We start from the raw sequence: 16,267 nt of genomic DNA on the forward strand, positions 1-16,267 counted from the left end.
TCTTATCCCTCCAAGTTTTTCGATTATTTAAAGCGGTAAGTGATACGTCCACGTGTCAAGTCATATGGACTCATTTCGACAGTAACACGATCTCCCGCTAAAATACGAATATAGTTTTTACGAATTTTACCAGAAACTGTTGCTAAAATCTGATGTCCATTTTCAAGTTCAACCGTAAACATTGCATTCGGCATTGTATCAACTACTTTGCCTTCAACTTCAATCACATCGTCTTTTGCCACGCAAAAGCACCTCCATAAATTTCGATTCGATGCCTCTAGACACAGAGACAACAATTATAAGTCAGACTATCTCAGTATAACATTTGTAGCGGATTTTTGCAAGTGTGAAAAACGCTTTATTTCAAATTTGTCAATACTTTTTCGATATCTGAGAAGACATCATTGATATCTTGATTACCTTCGATGTCATGAACCAAACCTTTGGCACGGTAGTGAGCAATGATTGGTTCTCCTTGAGCAATATTTACATCCAAACGACGTTTTACTGTCTCAGGCTTATCATCTTCACGTTGGTAGTAATCTTCTTCTTTATAGTCAACTGGTGGGTTAAAGACCTTGTGGAAAGTTTCTCCAGTTACGCGGTGGATGATACGGCCACTTAAACGTTCCAAAAGGCTGTCAGGATTTACTTCAATGTTGATAACACCTTCTAGTTCAATTCCAAGTTCAGCCAATGTTTTGTCCAAGGCATGAGCTTGTTCGATTGTACGTGGATAACCATCCAACAAGAATCCTATTTCTTTAATATCATCTTGTGAAAGACGTTCTTTTACGATTCCATTTGTAACTTCATCAGGAACTAATTCACCCTTGTCAATATATGACTTAGCAAGAACACCCATTTCAGTTTGATTTGCCATAGCAGCACGGAACATATCACCTGTTGAGATATGTGCAACATGGAATTGTTCTACGATTTTTGCTGCTTGAGTTCCCTTACCTGCACCAGGTAAGCCCATAATCAAAAGATTCATGATTTGATCTCCTTATTTTATTTTTAAATAGAAGCAAAAAGTCTTTTCACCCCTATTTAAAAACAAAATAGAAGAGGGGAGACCAAACTCTCACAAATGTCAGAGTTTAAACCTCCACTCCCTCAGCATTTACTGACTCAGTAAATGCTTTTATTCTGTTCTGTCCATGAAACCAACATACTTACGTTTCAATAGGTAACCTTCCAATTGTTTGATTCCTTCAATACCTGTAGAGATAATGATCAAAAGACTGGTTCCTCCAAAAGCAACTGCTTCTGAAAGTCCGAAAACATCTTTTGCCACGATCGGTAAAATAGAAATCACACCAAGGAAGAGAGAACCAACAGTTGCAAGACGACGAAGAAGTTTAGACATATATTCTTCTGTACCTTTACCAGGACGAACTCCGTGGATATAAGCACCGCTCTTTTGTAAGTTTTCTGCCGCTTTTTCAGGATTAATCTGTACAAACGTATAGAAGAATGTAAAGAGAATAATCAACAAAGCATACATGGCAATACCAGTTGGTGAAGTTGTTGCCAGCATTTCTTGTGCTGTTCTTACCCAAGCCCAATCATGACCTGTAGCGCTCAAAAACTGAAGAATAGCCGCAGGCGCTGCAGTAATCGAACTTGCAAAGATAACAGGGATAACTCCAGCAGGGTTTACTTTCAAAGGAAGGTAAGAGCTAGATGGAGCACCTTGTGCAACCTTAGTATATTGGATTGGAATTTTGTATTCTGCTTGTTGAACATAAGTTGTAAAATAAATAATCAACAATACAGTAATAATCAAAATGATTACGAAAATGATAGATGAGTTGATACGGCTGCTTGGGACGTTCACAAAGTAATCCACATAGATGCCCTGAATCATCTCTGGAATTGAGGCAACAATCCCAGCAAAGATAATCATAGAAACACCATTTCCGTATCCCTTATCTGTAATTTGCTCACCCAACCAAGTCACAATCATGCTACCAGCTGTTAAGATGATACCAATCATGATAAAGACTTGTGGAGTAAGAGCTGTTTTCAACAATTGAGCTCCAGCCAAAGTATTAAAACCAGCTGTAATCCCGATAGATTGCACAAAGGCTAGAACAAGAGCAATATAACGAGTAGCTTGATTTAATTTTCTTCGACCTACTTCCCCTTGTTTACCCCACTCTACAAACTTGGGTAAAATATCCATTTGCAAGAGTTGGACAACGATAGAGGCCGTAATGTAGGGACTAACACCAAGAGCAAAAACTGAGAAGTTTTTCATGGCATTCCCCGATACCAAGCTCAACATGTTTAAGAAGGACAATCCACTTAAAGCATTCAAACTATTGGCATTCACACCAGGAACTGTAATGCTAGTCCCGATACGAAAGACCAAAACGATAAAAATTGTAAATAAAATTTTTGATCGAACCTGTTTGACTTTAAGAGCTTCTCTTAATAATTTAAAAAACATAGGTCACCTCTCTTAGATGACTTCTACTGAACCACCTTTAGCAGTGATAGCTTCTTCAGCTGATTTAGAGAATTTAGCTGCTTTCACAGTCAATTTCTTAGTCAACTCACCGTTACCAAGAATTTTAATACCTGATTTTTCAGCTTTAACAATTCCTGCTTCGATAAGAACAACTGGAGTAACTTCAGCACCATCTTCAAAGACGTTCAATTGGTCAAGGTTCACAATTGCGTATTCTTTAGCGTTGATGTTAGTGAATCCACGTTTTGGAAGACGACGGAACAATGGAGTTTGTCCACCTTCAAAACCAAGGCGAACTCCGCCACCGCTACGAGCTTTTTGACCTTTTTGACCACGACCAGATGTTTTACCGTTACCTGATGAAGTACCACGACCAACGCGGTTACGTACTTTACGAGAACCTTCTGCAGGTTTCAATTCATGAAGTTTCATTTTTATTTTCTCCTCTTTTGTAAAATGCTAGCGCCGATAAGGGAGAAAAGGTTGTCTCCCCCATCAACTCGCCTATACGACGTCATCATAGATGACTATATCTAGTTTTAGGGGATGGTATAGTGCACATCCCCTAAAAATTCATTAGTTTACTTCTTCAACTGTTACCAAGTGAGATACTGCTGTGATCATACCACGGATAGCAGCGTTATCTTCTTTAATAACAGAGCTGTTCAATTTGCCAAGTCCAAGTGCTACAACAGTTTTACGTTGTGATGGAATGCGTCCGATTGGAGACTTAGTCAAAGTAATTTTAATTTGAGCCATTTTATCCCCTTTCTTATGCCAAATCAGAAACTGAAATACCACGAAGGGCAGCAACTTCTTCAGCGCGTTTCAATTGTTTCAAACCTTCAACAGTTGCACGAACAATGTTGATTGGAGTGTTAGAACCAAGTGATTTAGATGTAATATCTGCCACACCTGCCAATTCCACAACGGCACGAACTGCACCACCAGCGGCAACTCCAGAACCTTCTACAGCAGGTTTCAACAATACTTTAGCTCCACCGAATTCTGAAAGAACTTCGTGTGGGATTGTTGTTCCAACCATAGGAACTTCGATCAAGTTTTTCTTAGCATCCTCTACTGCTTTACGGATTGCTTCTGGAACTTCTTGAGCTTTACCAGTACCAAATCCTACGCGACCGTTGTGGTCACCAACAACAACAAGAGCTGCGAAACGAAGACGACGTCCACCTTTAACAACTTTTGTAACACGGTTGACAGCAACTACGCGTTCTTCTAATTCAACTGCATTGTCTTTAAATGCCATTTTCTAGTGTCCTCCTATTAGAATTTCAATCCGTTTTCACGAGCTGCATCAGCCAAAGCTTTCACACGTCCGTGATATAGATATCCACCGCGGTCGAACACCACTTCTGAAATACCTTTAGCGTTTGCACGTTCTGCAACGAGTTTACCGACAGCAACGGCTTGTTCAGTTTTAGTTCCTTTTGAAACTTCTTTATCAAGAGTTGAAGCACTTGCGAGCGTTACACCCGCTACGTCATCAATCACTTGAGCGTAGATGCCTGTATTAGAACGGAATACGTTCAAACGTGGGCGATCAGCAGTTCCAGAGAGTTTTCCGCGAACGCGACGGTGGCGTTTTTGGCGGAGTTTGTTTTTATCTGGTTTTGAAATCACAGTTTTCACCTCTTTAGTTTTAAATCGTGTGCTATGCACAAAGTTGGAAAATAGGTTGGTGGTTGAGAATCAACCACTCAACATTATTTACCTGTTTTACCTTCTTTACGGCGAACGAATTCACCAACGTAACGGATACCTTTACCTTTATATGGTTCTGGTGAACGAAGGCTACGTACGTAAGCAGCTGTTTGACCAACTACTTCTTTTGAAATTCCGCTAACAACGATTGTTGTTGGGTTTGGAAGTTCAAAAGTAATTCCTTCTGGAGCTTCAACTTCGTCTGGATGAGATTTACCAACAGCCAAAACAAGTTTAGATCCTTGAAGTTGTGCACGGTAACCAACCCCGCGCATTTCAAGTTCTTTCTTGAATCCTTCTGATACACCAACAACCATGTTGTTCAAAAGGGCACGAGTAGTTCCGTGGATAGTTTTCATTTCTTTTGAATCGTTTGGACGGTGAAGAGTTACTTCTGTACCTTCCACACGGATTTCAATATCTTTTGAGAACTCACGAGTAAGTTCCCCTTTAGGTCCTTTTACAGTTACAATGTTGTCATTGTTAGTGATTTCAACACCAGCAGGCAACACGATAACTTTATTACCAATACGTGACATGTTTATTTTCTCCTGTTAAATTGTCAGGCCAGAACGGCCAGTTTTCACGGGGTTAAATCGATTTCTCGATTTAAAGGAACATTTAGGTTTCAATTTCAAAGTGAATCTAGGCATCGTCTCGCAGGCATAACTTTGGGTTAGGCAAGAGACGATAACGAAGAATCACAAAGAAATTGAGAGCTAAATATTACCAAACGTAAGCGATAACTTCTCCACCAACATTCTTTTGGCGTGCTTCTTTATCAGTTAGCAAACCTTCAGAAGTTGAAAGGATAGCAATTCCAAGTCCATTAAGAACTTTTGGAAGGTCTTCACGTTTTTTGTAGACACGAAGTCCTGGTTTAGAAACACGTTTCAAGTTAGTGATAACTTTTTCACCGTTTGGTCCGTATTTAAGGAATACACGGATGATTCCTTGTTTGTCATCTTCGATGATTTCAACGTTTTTTACAAAACCTTCGCGCTTAAGGATTTCAGCAATCCCTTTTTTGATGTTTGATGCAGGTACTTCAAGTACTTCGTGTTTAGCTTGGTTAGCGTTACGAATACGAGTTAGGAAGTCTGCGATTGGGTCAGTCATAACCATTTTGTTTTTCTCCTCTTACTAGTAGTTTGCAAGTTGCACTTGCTAGTTAATACATGATACAAAGAGCGTAACAGCAAGAGCAAAAATAGGCAATTTGATGCAGGAGCGATGCTCCAAAGAAAATTGGTCTTTTTTGTCAAAGCTGTAGCTCGTGTTCAAATTGGCAAGCCCAACTGAACCCGGGCTAAACTCTGTGTGAAAAAGATAAGCTTTCCTAGAAACTTCAGTTTCTTCGTCAAATTTCCTATTTTCACTTAGAGTTTTGACGCCCTTGATATCTTAAATTACCAAGATGCTTTTGTTACACCAGGGATTTGTCCTTTGTAAGCTAATTCACGGAAGCAAACACGGCAAAGTTTAAATTTGCGGTAAACTGAATGTGGACGACCACATTTTTCACAACGAGTATAAGCTTGAGTAGAGAACTTCGCTGGACGTTTGTTCTTAGCAATCATTGATTTTTTAGCCATTAGATTTACCTCCTATATTATTTTGCAAAAGGCATTCCAAGGCCTGTAAGCAATGCACGTGACTCTTCGTCAGTGTTAGCAGTTGTTACGATAACGATGTCAAGACCACGAGTTTTGTCAACGTCATCGAAGTTGATTTCTGGGAAGATCAATTGTTCTTTCACACCAAGTGTGTAGTTTCCGCGTCCATCAAATGATTTTGTTGGAACACCGTGGAAGTCACGTACACGTGGAAGTGAAACTGAAACCAATTTATCCAAGAATTCGTACATACGTTCACCACGAAGGGTAACTTTTGCACCGATCGCAACACCTTCACGAAGACGGAAGCCGGCGATTGATTTTTTAGCTTTAGTGATAAGTGGTTTTTGACCTGAGATAAGTGCCAATTCTTCAGCAGCTTTTTCAAGGCTTTTAGCATTTGATACAGCTTCACCAACACCCATGTTCAAAACGATCTTATCTACTTTAGGCACAGCCATCACTGATGAGTAGTTGAATTGTTCTGTCAAAGCAGGTACTACTTCATTAAGATATTTTTCTTTTAAACGATTTGCCATTATACTTCTCCTTTCCTTCGTGATTAATCAAGCACTTCGCCTGATTTTTTGTTGTAGCGAACTTTTTTACCGTCTACAAATTTGTAACCAACACGACCAGCTACACCATTTTTGTCCAAAACTTGAACGTTTGATACATGGATAGCTGCTTCTTTTTCGATGATACCACCTTGAGGAAGCTCGTTAGTTGGACGTTGGTGTTTCTTAACGATGTTAACACCTTCAACGATAACTTTGTTTACTTTTGGAAGAGCAGTAAGGACAACAGCTTCTGTTCCCTTATCTTTACCAGCGATTACGCGAACTTTGTCGCCTTTTTTTACAAACATTAGGTTTCTCCTTGATTTTTCTTACGCCCATAAGGGCACCCTAGCTTGAAGCTAGGGGACTAGTTTGTTTCTAAAAATTAAAGTACTTCTGGAGCAAGTGACACGATCTTCATGAAGCCACCTTCACGCAATTCACGTGCAACTGGGCCAAAGATACGTGTTCCGCGAGGAGTTTTGTCTTCACGGATGATAACTGCTGCGTTTTCGTCAAATTTGATGTATGAACCATCAGCACGACGAGCACCTGATTTAGTACGAACGATAACTGCTTTAACAACGTCACCTTTTTTAACCGCACCACCAGGAGTAGCTTGTTTTACAGATGCCACGATAACATCACCGATGTTTGCAAATTTACGTCCTGAACCACCAAGAACTTTGATAGTCAAGATTTCGCGAGCACCGCTGTTGTCTGCGACTTTCAAACGAGTTTCTGTTTGAATCATTTCAGTTTTCTCCTTTCAGGTTTGATTAGATGATGACCGCTTCTTCAACAACTTCTACAAGACGGAAACGTTTTGTAGCTGAAAGCGGACGAGTTTCCATGATACGTACGATATCACCTTCTTTGGCAACATTGTTTTCATCATGAGCTTTGTATTTTTTAGAGTAGTTAATACGTTTACCATAGACTGGGTGGTTACGTTTTGTTTCAACTACAACTGTGATTGTCTTGTCCATTTTGTCAGATACAACACGTCCAACAAGAACTTTACGATTATTGCGTTCCATTGAAATTTCTCCTTCCCTAGTCTATTATTTCGCTTCAGATTGAACTGTTTTGATACGAGCGATTTGTTTTTTAACTTCTTTCAAGCGAGCTGTTTGTTCCAATTGACCAGTAGCAGCTTGGAAACGAAGTTCAAACAATTCTTTTTTCAATTCGTTTTCGCGCTTCGCGAGTTCTTCTTGAGAAAGACCACGAAGTTCTTTAACAAATTCTTTTACTTCATTAAGTTTCATGCCTTCTCCTTATTCTGCTTCACGTTTTACGAATTTACATTTAACTGGCAATTTGTGGCTAGCAAGACGAAGCGCTTCGCGTGCAATCTCTTCAGATACACCAGCGATTTCGAACATCACTTTACCACGTTTAACTGGTGCTACCCAACCTTCAGGTGCCCCTTTACCAGATCCCATACGCACACCGATAGCTTTAGCAGTGTATGATTTGTGTGGGAAGATTTTAATCCAAACTTTACCACCACGTTTCATGTAACGAGTCATGGCGATACGAGCAGCTTCGATTTGGCGGTTAGTGATCCAGTGGCTAGTTGTAGCTTGAAGACCGTATTCACCGAATGCTACTTCTTTTCCACCTTTTGCTTCACCGCGCATTTTTCCACGGAATTCACGACGGTGTTTAACACGTTTAGGTACTAACATTGGTTATTTACCTCCTTTAGTGTTTTTGCGAGCTGGAAGAACTTCACCACGGTAGATCCATACTTTAACACCAAGTTTACCGTATGTAGTATCTGCTTCTTCCCAAGCGTAATCGATATCTGCACGAAGTGTGTGAAGTGGAACAGTTCCTTCAGAGTATCCTTCAGCACGGGCGATATCTGCACCGTTCAAACGACCTGATACTTGAGTTTTGATTCCTTTAGCTCCAGCACGCATTGCACGTTGGATTGCTTGTTTTTGTGCACGACGGAAAGCAACACGTTGCTCCAATTGACGAGCAATACCTTCACCTACAAGGTGAGCATCCAAATCAGGTTGTTTGATTTCGATGATGTTGATGTGTACTTGTTTTCCAGTCAATTTGTTAAGTTTTGCACGGAGTGCATCAACGTTAGCACCACCTTTACCGATAACCATACCTGGTTTAGCAGTGTGAAGTGAAACGTTAACTTTGTTTACTGCGCGTTCGATTTCGATAGTTGAAACTGCTGCGTCAGCAAGTTCTTTTTGAACGAATTTACGGATTGCAAGATCTTCATGAAGGTAATCCGCGTATTCTTTTTCAGCATACCATTTGGCATCCCAATCACGGATGATGCCGACACGCATACCAATTGGATGTACTTTTTGACCCACGATTTTACCTCCTTATTTTTCTGCAACAGCTACAGTGATGTGAGCTGTACGTTTGTTGATTGGTGAAGCTGAACCTTTCGCACGTGGACGGAAACGTTTCATAGTTGGTCCTTCGTTTGCGAATGCTTCAGATACTACCAAGTTAGCTTTATCCAAACCAAAGTTGTTTTCAGCGTTAGCTACAGCTGAGTTCAAAACTTTCAAGATGATTTCAGCAGCTTTGTTTGGAGTGAATGTCAAGATTGCGATTGCATCGGCTACGCTTTTACCACGGATGTTATCAAGGACAAGACGTGATTTACGAGGTGAAACACGTACTGTACGAGCCATTGCTTTAGCTGAAGTAATTTCTGCCATTTATGTTCTCCTTATTTTCTACGTGTTTTCTTGTCGTCTGCAGCGTGACCTTTGTAAGTACGAGTTGGTGCAAATTCACCAAGTTTGTGACCCACCATGTCTTCTTGGATGTAAACAGGTACGTGTTTACGTCCGTCATAAACTGCGATAGTGTAACCAATGAAACTTGGGAAGATCGTTGAACGACGTGACCAAGTTTTAATAACTTTTTTCTTTTCGTCGTTAGCTTGAGCTTCAACTTTTTTCATCAAATGCTCATCGACGAAAGGTCCTTTTTTAAGACTGCGTCCCATTTTTATATTTTCTCCTTTAAATGTTGTACCACAGCGGCTTGCGCTCACATGGAGCGCTACCGAGCTGGCGGATTTACTAGTTACTTAAGCTACTAGTTTAATATTATTTCTCGTTGCGACGACGAACGATAAGTTTGTCAGATTTCGCTTTCTTGTTACGAGTTTTAAGACCAAGAGCAGGTTTGCCCCATGGAGTAGATGGTGCTTTACGACCAACTGGTGCTTTACCTTCACCACCACCGTGTGGGTGATCGTTAGGGTTCATTACAGAACCACGAACTGTTGGGCGGATACCTTTCCAACGGCTACGTCCTGCTTTACCAAGGTTTACAAGTCCATGTTGTTCGTTTCCGACAACACCAACTGTAGCACGGCAAGTTCCAAGAATCATACGAACTTCACCTGATTGAAGACGAACAAGAACGTATTTACCTTCAGAACCCAATACTTGAGCAGATGCACCCGCAGCACGTACCAATTCACCACCACGACCTGGTTTCAACTCGATGTTGTGGATCAAAGTACCAACTGGGATGTTAGCAAGTGGAAGAGCGTTTCCGACTTTGATATCTGCTTCTGGACCTGAAACGATACGTTGACCTACTTCAAGACCTTTTGGAGCGATGATGTATGCTTTCACACCGTCAGTGTAGTGTACAAGAGCGATGTTTGCAGAACGGTTTGGATCGTACTCGATTGTTTTAACAACTGCTTCAACGTTGTCTTTGTTACGTTTGAAGTCAACCAAACGGTAGAAACGTTTGTGTCCACCACCTTGGTGACGAACTGTGATACGACCGTTGTTGTTACGACCAGCCTTGCTCTTCAATGCAACAAGCAATGATTTTTCAGGAGTGCTTGTTGTGATTTCAGCGAAATCCAAAGAAGTCATATTACGGCGACCGTTTGTTGTTGGTTTATAAACACGAATTCCCACGATATTTCCTCCTTAGATTATTCAGCTTCAGCAGCAAACAACTCGATTGCTTTAGAATCAGCTGTAAGTGTGATGATAGCTTTTTTAGTTTTGTTAGTAAAACCAGTGTAACGTCCAACACGTTTAGCTTTTGGTTTTACGTTGATTGTGTTAACATTGGCAACTTTAACACCTTCGAAAGCAGCTTCAACAGCTTGCTTGATCAAAAGTTTGTGTGCACGAGTGTCAACTTCAAATACATATTTCCCTGCTTCAAGTTGAGCCATTGAGCTTTCAGTGATGACAGGTTTTTTGATAACATCATACAAATTCATTATGCAAGAACCTCCTCGATTTTAGAGATAGCTGCTTGAGTAACAAGAAGTTTGTCACTATTTGCGATGTCAAGAACACTTGCAGTTGTAGCAGTCGCAACTTTCACGTTTGGAAGGTTACGAGCTGAAAGAGCTGCGAATTCGTTTCCTTCTTCAAGAATAACAAGGACTTTAGAATCGATGCTCAAAGCTGCAAGAACTTTTGCAAATTCAGCAGTTTTTGGAGCTGTAAATTCAAGAGAATCAACGGCTACAAATTTATTTTCAGCAACTTTTTCTGAGTAAACAGATTTAAGCGCAAGGCGACGAACTTTTTGAGGAAGTTTGTACGCATAGCTACGTGGAGTTGGTCCGAAGACGATTCCACCACCACGCCATTGTGGAGAGCGGATAGAACCTTGACGAGCACGTCCAGTTCCTTTTTGACGCCATGGTTTGCGTCCGCCACCTGAAACAGCTGAGCGGTTTTTAACTGCGTGAGTTCCTTGACGAAGGCTAGCACGTTGGCTGATGATCACATCAAACACAACAGATTGGTTTGGTTCGATACCAAAGATAGCATCGTTAAGAACAACTTCGCCAGCTTGTTTACCAGTTTGGTCGAATAATGTTACATTTGCCATTTTGACTGTATTCCCCTTTCCTTATTATTTACCAGCTTTAACTGCTGACTTGATAGTGATAAGAGATTTCTTAGCACCTGGTACGTTACCTTTGATAAGGATAACGTTCTTTTCTGGAACAACTTGTACAACTTCAAGGTTTTGAATTGTTACGCGGTCACCACCCATACGTCCTGCAAGGTTTTTACCTTTGAATACGCGGTTAGGTGCAACAGGTCCCATAGAACCTGGACGACGGTGGTAACGAGAACCGTGAGCCATTGGTCCACGTGATTGTCCGTGGCGTTTGATAACACCTTGGAAACCTTTACCTTTAGAAGTACCAGTTACGTCAACAACGTCTCCAGCTGCGAATGTTTCAACTGTGATTTCAGCACCAACTTCCAAGCCTTCAACGTTTTTGAATTCACGAATGAAGCGCTTAGGAGCCGTGTTAGCTTTCGCTACATGTCCTTTAGCAGGTTTGTTGCTCAATACTTCGCGTTTGTCATCGAAACCAACTTGGATAGCGTTGTATCCGTCTGTTTCAACAGTTTTAACTTGAAGAACAACGTTTGGAGTTGCTTCAATAACTGTTACAGGGATCAATTCGCCAGCTTCAGTGAAGATTTGAGTCATTCCCACTTTTTTCCCTAAGATTCCTTTTGTCATGAGAAAATAGTTCCTTTTCTATATTTTTTATTCAAAAAGTTTTTAACGAGCGTTTTTTATGCTCAAGGTATCAAGCTTTAGATTAAAGTTTGATTTCTACGTTTACACCACTTGGAAGATCCAATTTCATCAAAGCATCAACTGTTTTTTGAGTTGGGTTAACGATATCGATCAAACGTTTGTGTGTACGCATTTCAAATTGTTCGCGAGAGTCTTTGTATTTGTGAGTCGCACGAATAATTGTGTAGAGGCTACGTTCAGTTGGAAGTGGGATTGGACCCGCAACTTGTGCACCTGTACGAGTAGCTGATTCTACGATTTTTGCAGCCGCTGTGTCAAGCGTACGGTGTTCGTAAGCTTTCAAACGGATACGGATTTTTTTGTTTGCCATCTTTTTCTCCTTTTCGTCTATTTAAGATAATAGGCTAGCTCCACAAGAAAACCGACGCGGTGTTGCGTGGCAATGCAACCGAGCGTGTCGCAACCTCTTGCATCAAAGCTAAAGCTGTAATTTACAGCACCATAATAGAATAACACAAAGCCCCTGCGATTGCAAGGGATTTGTTGCTGTTTTTTAAAATTTTTAACATGAAAATGTTTTCTTTTTTGACAGGTCATTTATTTAAGTATTTTATGGAAGAAAGTTACTCTCTCTTCACCTGTTCATAGCTTTCTTTCCCGTCATTGAGCTTGTCCCAAATCACTACTTGCCCACTTTGGAGCGATTTTTGCACATCGATGATGCGTTGATTGGACGAACCTCGAAACTGGAGCATGAGATTTCTCTTAGTTCGATCGTATCGTCCATCGACAAGAATGTCAATCAATGATAAGAGTTCCAGTTTATCTGGAGTTTCCAACATCATTTCTTCCCATGTATAGCCCGTCCAGGACCAGATATCCTTATCTGGCAATTCCTTCCGGATACGTTTAACAAGTGGCAAGAGAATACCCGTATTGAGAAATGGCTCCCCTCCCAGCAAGGTCAAGCCTTGAACATAGGGTTGAGCAAGATCTGCCATGATCTGCTCTTCTAATTCTGCTGTATAGGGAATACCAGCATTGAAAGACCAAGTGGCAACATTATAACATCCCTCGCAGTGAAACATGCAGCCTGATACATAGAGAGAGTTACGCACACCTTCTCCATCTACAAAGTTAAAGGCCTTGTAGTCGATGATACGCCCTTGACTGAGTTCCTCACTTTTCCATTCTTGTGGTTTTGGATTATTCATTCGCTACCTCTATCCAATAACGCTCGACTCCATTACGAACATCCTCAAGGAGCCCACCATTTGCTAAAATGACTGCTCTGCTAGCAGGATTATTCACGCTACAGGTCACAAGAGCTTTCTTGATGTTCTTTTCCTTAGCAACTTGCAAGCCCTGACGGAGAGTTTCTTTAGCATAACCCTTGCCTCTTTCAGATGGACGAATAGAGTAGCCAATGTGGCCAGCATAATTCAGTAAACCCTCATTCAGTCTTAATCGCAGATTCAAAAATCCTAGAGCACGACCTATATCATCAAATGATACAAATTGAATAGAAGGAACACGATTTTCAGGCAAGTTTATTCCCATCTCTTTTTGCATATTTGTTTCCAACCACTCTTCATACACAAAGTTCTCTGTATCCCAAAATCCACCATCATGGGCTGATTGGATCTTTTCAAACTCTGCCATCATGTCTAAAACAGCTTCTCTATCTACTATTGTCGGTCTGCGTAATTCCATCATTACCTCCCACTATGAGAAAAGTGAGAGCTGACTCTCATACTCTTCGAAAATCAAATTCAAACCACGTCAGCGTCGCCTTACCGTAGTACGGTTACTGACTTCGTCAGTTCTATCCACAACCTCAAAACAGTGTTTTGAGCAACCTGCGGCTAGCTTCCTAGTTTGCTCTTTAATTTTCATTGAGTATCACTTTTATTTTTTCTTATTCTTGTTTAAAAATTGTTCTCTGATGTTGAGCAAACGTTCTTTCTTACCAGCTCCACCTTTAGAGTGTTTCTCGTGATAACGGGTCACTTGCGCACGCCCCTTATCGTCTAATTGATATTTTCCCATTTCATTTCTTTCTAATTTGTTACTTGATGCCCAGCTATTTTAATCGTTGAACCATTCATATGTTTGACACGCGCAGCGATTTCCTTGTGACGACCGTTTACCATGGGTCTTGCTTGAGGATTGCCTAAATAGCCACAAGTCCGTTTAACAACGTCTACTGTTTTAGGGTCGCTATTGCCACAGTTAGGACAAGCAAAGCCCCTCTCAGTTGGTTCAAAATCTCCTTCAAAGTCACACTTGTAGCAACGGTCAATTGGAGTATTAGTGCCCAAATAACCCACACGGTCATAAGCATAATCCCAGACAGCTTCCAAGGCTTTAGGATTTTGCTGGAGGACTGGATACTCACAATAATGAATGAAACCACCTGACGCACCCGCTTCTGGATAGACTTTCTCAAAGTCTAATTTTTCAAACGGTGTTGGATTTTTACGAACATCGTAGTGGAAAGAGTTAGTGTAGTATTCCTTATCTGTAATATCAGGAATAGAACCAAACTTGTCTGTATCTAGTCGGCAGAAACGATCTGTCAAACTTTCAGATGGTGTTGAGTAGATAGAGAAATGATAGCCATATTGGTCAGACCACTCTTCTACACGACGTTTCATATCACGAATGATATCCAGCGTGAATTCTTTGGCTTCTGGATTGTGTTCCCAGCTATTTCCAAAGAAGACTGTCGCTACTTCATACAAACCGATATAGCCCAGCGAAACGGTTGCGCGACGATTCTTAAAGAGCTGGTCAACACTTTCTTCTTTACCTAGACGATGGCCAAAAGCACCGTACTGATAGAGGATAGGAGCATTGGCTGGTGTCGCCTCTTTAGTGCGTTCGACACGATAAACCAGAGCATCTTCAGCAATATTCATCCGCTCATTGAAGATTTCCCAGAACTTATTCATGTCACCCTCAGATTCGAGGGCGATACGAGGCAGGTTAACCGTCACAACACCCAGATTCATACGGCCTGAATTGACTTCTACACCATTTTCATCCTTCCACCCTTGGAGGAACGAACGGCAACCCATAGGCACCTTGAAGGAACCTGTCAAGTCAACAATCTTATCATAGGACAAAACATCTGGGTACATCCGTTTTGTTGCACACTCTAGAGCCAACTGCTTGATGTCGTAGTTGGGTGTCCCTTCCTCTAAGTTAAGACCTCTTTTAAGCGTAAAGATGAGCTTAGGGAAGATGGCTGTGCGGTGTTCCGAACCAAGCCCATTGATACGAATGTTTAAAATCGCCTTTTGAATTTCACGCTCAAAACGATTGGTTCCTAGACCAAAACCTAGCGAAGTAAAAGGTGTTTGTCCATTTGAAGTGAAGAGAGTGTTGATTTCATACTCGAGAGATTGCATGGCATCATAAATGTCCTTTTGCGTTTTCTTCCAAGCGTAATCTTCCCGTTTTTCAGGCAAAACCCATTCTTCCGCATCTTTGAGGTGTTTTTGGTAATTCTTCTCTGCATAAGGCGCCAAGACTTCATCGATACGGTCAGCTGAACAGCCTCCATACTGGCTAGAAGCAACGTTGGCGATGATTTGGGAAATCTGAGCTGTCGCAGTCTGGATAGACTTGGGACTTTCTACCTCTGCATTTCCAATCTTAAAACCATTTTCCAACATACCTTTAAAGTCAATCAAACAGCAGTTGGTCATAGGAGTATAGGGGCTGTAGTCCAAATCATGATAGTGGATATCCCCTTTTTGGTGGGCATTGGCTACGTGCTTAGGAAGCATTTGCAGTCCGATTGATTTCCCAACAATACCTGCTGTCAAATCACGCTGGGTATTAAAAACATCGCTGTCTTTATTAGCGTTTTCATTGACAACTGCTTGATCTTTGTTGAGAAGTTTATGGATACTAAAGTTAATATCTGTCGCTTTTGAGCGCTCAAAATCCCTTTGTGTCCGATAAGTAATATACTCCTCAGCCAGCGCATATTCTTTGGCTTCGAGGAGTTCATGTTCTACGATATTTTGAATTTCGTAAATCTTAACCCCCTTTGGAAAGCGACTATGAATTTCTGTGACAATTCGCTCGGTCAGAGCATTGAGGCGTTTTTCGACCAAGGGTGTCACATCCATAACCTTGTCTGCCGCCTTGTGGAGAGCCTTGTCAATCTTGTCCACATCAAATACAACACGTCTCCCATCTCGTTTCTCGACGAAGAGAGTTGGCAAAATTGTAATTTTTTCTTCTAGTGCAATCATATGCATGCTCTTTTCTAAAATGTTCTTTCTAAAAAGTATTATACCACTCTAAAAAGAAAAATCAATATCTTGTGT

28 protein-coding genes are annotated in these 16,267 nt (G+C 41.1%); all 28 read right to left on the reverse strand.

Features of this window, described 5'->3' with window-relative positions; translation table 11 throughout:
- Positions 1 to 23: 23 nt before the first annotated feature.
- Complete coding sequence (infA, locus tag N8M09_RS01395) at positions 24 to 242, reverse strand: translation initiation factor IF-1 (protein WP_001029883.1); 219 nt, start codon at positions 240 to 242, stop codon at positions 24 to 26.
- Between the two features lie 116 nt (positions 243 to 358).
- Complete coding sequence (locus N8M09_RS01400; RefSeq protein ID WP_125392874.1) at positions 359 to 997, reverse strand: adenylate kinase; 639 nt, start codon at positions 995 to 997, stop codon at positions 359 to 361.
- A 150-nt stretch (positions 998 to 1,147) separates the two neighbouring features.
- On the reverse strand, positions 1,148 to 2,458 hold the full coding sequence (gene secY, locus N8M09_RS01405) for a preprotein translocase subunit SecY (protein WP_000465403.1): 1,311 nt from the start codon (positions 2,456 to 2,458) through the stop codon (positions 1,148 to 1,150).
- A gap of 12 nt (positions 2,459 to 2,470) precedes the next feature.
- A complete protein-coding gene (rplO, locus tag N8M09_RS01410; RefSeq protein ID WP_000766087.1) occupies positions 2,471 to 2,911 on the reverse strand; it encodes a 50S ribosomal protein L15 in 441 nt (146 codons plus the stop codon).
- Positions 2,912 to 3,055: 144 nt separating this feature from the next.
- Positions 3,056 to 3,238 (reverse strand): 50S ribosomal protein L30, encoded by a 183-nt coding sequence (rpmD, locus tag N8M09_RS01415; protein WP_000057241.1) that lies wholly within the window; start codon positions 3,236 to 3,238, stop codon positions 3,056 to 3,058.
- A 13-nt stretch (positions 3,239 to 3,251) separates the two neighbouring features.
- Positions 3,252 to 3,746 carry a 30S ribosomal protein S5 gene (gene rpsE / locus N8M09_RS01420; RefSeq protein WP_000874204.1) on the reverse strand — a complete coding sequence of 165 codons (495 nt, stop codon included), beginning with the start codon at positions 3,744 to 3,746 and terminating at the stop codon, positions 3,252 to 3,254.
- Between the two features lie 17 nt (positions 3,747 to 3,763).
- Positions 3,764 to 4,120, reverse strand: a complete 357-nt coding sequence (gene rplR, locus N8M09_RS01425; protein ID WP_000624044.1) for a 50S ribosomal protein L18 — start codon at positions 4,118 to 4,120, stop codon at positions 3,764 to 3,766.
- A gap of 83 nt (positions 4,121 to 4,203) precedes the next feature.
- A complete protein-coding gene (gene rplF, locus N8M09_RS01430) occupies positions 4,204 to 4,740 on the reverse strand; it encodes a 50S ribosomal protein L6 (protein ID WP_261062914.1) in 537 nt (178 codons plus the stop codon).
- 187 nt (positions 4,741 to 4,927) lie between these two features.
- Positions 4,928 to 5,326 (reverse strand): 30S ribosomal protein S8, encoded by a 399-nt coding sequence (gene rpsH, locus N8M09_RS01435; RefSeq protein ID WP_000245504.1) that lies wholly within the window; start codon positions 5,324 to 5,326, stop codon positions 4,928 to 4,930.
- 284 nt (positions 5,327 to 5,610) lie between these two features.
- Entirely contained in the window at positions 5,611 to 5,796 is a 186-nt protein-coding gene (locus N8M09_RS01440) for a type Z 30S ribosomal protein S14 (protein WP_001085697.1), read from the reverse strand.
- A 17-nt stretch (positions 5,797 to 5,813) separates the two neighbouring features.
- Positions 5,814 to 6,356 carry a 50S ribosomal protein L5 gene (gene rplE, locus N8M09_RS01445; protein ID WP_000013542.1) on the reverse strand — a complete coding sequence of 181 codons (543 nt, stop codon included), beginning with the start codon at positions 6,354 to 6,356 and terminating at the stop codon, positions 5,814 to 5,816.
- Positions 6,357 to 6,379: 23 nt separating this feature from the next.
- On the reverse strand, positions 6,380 to 6,685 hold the full coding sequence (gene rplX, locus N8M09_RS01450; protein ID WP_000497691.1) for a 50S ribosomal protein L24: 306 nt from the start codon (positions 6,683 to 6,685) through the stop codon (positions 6,380 to 6,382).
- 77 nt (positions 6,686 to 6,762) lie between these two features.
- Entirely contained in the window at positions 6,763 to 7,131 is a 369-nt protein-coding gene (rplN, locus tag N8M09_RS01455; RefSeq protein WP_000616545.1) for a 50S ribosomal protein L14, read from the reverse strand.
- Between the two features lie 25 nt (positions 7,132 to 7,156).
- A complete protein-coding gene (gene rpsQ / locus N8M09_RS01460) occupies positions 7,157 to 7,417 on the reverse strand; it encodes a 30S ribosomal protein S17 (protein WP_000440801.1) in 261 nt (86 codons plus the stop codon).
- A gap of 24 nt (positions 7,418 to 7,441) precedes the next feature.
- Positions 7,442 to 7,648, reverse strand: coding sequence for a 50S ribosomal protein L29 (rpmC, locus tag N8M09_RS01465; RefSeq protein WP_000772918.1), 207 nt, complete (start codon positions 7,646 to 7,648; stop codon positions 7,442 to 7,444).
- Positions 7,649 to 7,657: 9 nt separating this feature from the next.
- Complete coding sequence (gene rplP, locus N8M09_RS01470; RefSeq protein ID WP_000960946.1) at positions 7,658 to 8,071, reverse strand: 50S ribosomal protein L16; 414 nt, start codon at positions 8,069 to 8,071, stop codon at positions 7,658 to 7,660.
- Between the two features lie 3 nt (positions 8,072 to 8,074).
- Positions 8,075 to 8,728 (reverse strand): 30S ribosomal protein S3, encoded by a 654-nt coding sequence (rpsC, locus tag N8M09_RS01475; protein ID WP_000529936.1) that lies wholly within the window; start codon positions 8,726 to 8,728, stop codon positions 8,075 to 8,077.
- A 12-nt stretch (positions 8,729 to 8,740) separates the two neighbouring features.
- Positions 8,741 to 9,085: a 50S ribosomal protein L22 gene (gene rplV / locus N8M09_RS01480; RefSeq protein ID WP_000818137.1), complete on the reverse strand. Its 345-nt coding sequence runs from the start codon at positions 9,083 to 9,085 to the stop codon at positions 8,741 to 8,743.
- A gap of 11 nt (positions 9,086 to 9,096) precedes the next feature.
- A complete protein-coding gene (gene rpsS / locus N8M09_RS01485; protein WP_000533766.1) occupies positions 9,097 to 9,378 on the reverse strand; it encodes a 30S ribosomal protein S19 in 282 nt (93 codons plus the stop codon).
- Positions 9,379 to 9,481: 103 nt separating this feature from the next.
- Positions 9,482 to 10,315: a 50S ribosomal protein L2 gene (gene rplB, locus N8M09_RS01490; RefSeq protein WP_000512911.1), complete on the reverse strand. Its 834-nt coding sequence runs from the start codon at positions 10,313 to 10,315 to the stop codon at positions 9,482 to 9,484.
- Between the two features lie 17 nt (positions 10,316 to 10,332).
- Entirely contained in the window at positions 10,333 to 10,629 is a 297-nt protein-coding gene (locus N8M09_RS01495) for a 50S ribosomal protein L23 (RefSeq protein WP_001055347.1), read from the reverse strand.
- Positions 10,629 to 11,252, reverse strand: a complete 624-nt coding sequence (gene rplD, locus N8M09_RS01500; protein ID WP_000024549.1) for a 50S ribosomal protein L4 — start codon at positions 11,250 to 11,252, stop codon at positions 10,629 to 10,631. The genes N8M09_RS01495 and rplD overlap by 1 nt, the downstream gene beginning before the upstream one ends.
- Before the next feature lie 24 nt (positions 11,253 to 11,276).
- Complete coding sequence (rplC, locus tag N8M09_RS01505) at positions 11,277 to 11,903, reverse strand: 50S ribosomal protein L3 (RefSeq protein ID WP_000160197.1); 627 nt, start codon at positions 11,901 to 11,903, stop codon at positions 11,277 to 11,279.
- Positions 11,904 to 11,985: 82 nt separating this feature from the next.
- Complete coding sequence (gene rpsJ / locus N8M09_RS01510) at positions 11,986 to 12,294, reverse strand: 30S ribosomal protein S10 (RefSeq protein ID WP_001284513.1); 309 nt, start codon at positions 12,292 to 12,294, stop codon at positions 11,986 to 11,988.
- A gap of 253 nt (positions 12,295 to 12,547) precedes the next feature.
- Positions 12,548 to 13,138, reverse strand: a complete 591-nt coding sequence (nrdG, locus tag N8M09_RS01515) for an anaerobic ribonucleoside-triphosphate reductase activating protein (protein WP_033678521.1) — start codon at positions 13,136 to 13,138, stop codon at positions 12,548 to 12,550.
- A complete protein-coding gene (locus tag N8M09_RS01520; protein ID WP_261062915.1) occupies positions 13,131 to 13,637 on the reverse strand; it encodes a GNAT family N-acetyltransferase in 507 nt (168 codons plus the stop codon). Before N8M09_RS01520 ends, nrdG begins: the two co-directional genes overlap by 8 nt.
- Before the next feature lie 195 nt (positions 13,638 to 13,832).
- On the reverse strand, positions 13,833 to 13,973 hold the full coding sequence (locus N8M09_RS01525) for a hypothetical protein (protein ID WP_261062916.1): 141 nt from the start codon (positions 13,971 to 13,973) through the stop codon (positions 13,833 to 13,835).
- A gap of 11 nt (positions 13,974 to 13,984) precedes the next feature.
- A complete protein-coding gene (gene nrdD, locus N8M09_RS01530; RefSeq protein ID WP_261062917.1) occupies positions 13,985 to 16,192 on the reverse strand; it encodes an anaerobic ribonucleoside-triphosphate reductase in 2,208 nt (735 codons plus the stop codon).
- Positions 16,193 to 16,267: the final 75 nt, after the last annotated feature.

Source organism: Streptococcus mitis (genome assembly GCF_946190375.1).
GTDB classification, from domain to species: domain Bacteria; phylum Bacillota; class Bacilli; order Lactobacillales; family Streptococcaceae; genus Streptococcus; species Streptococcus mitis_CJ.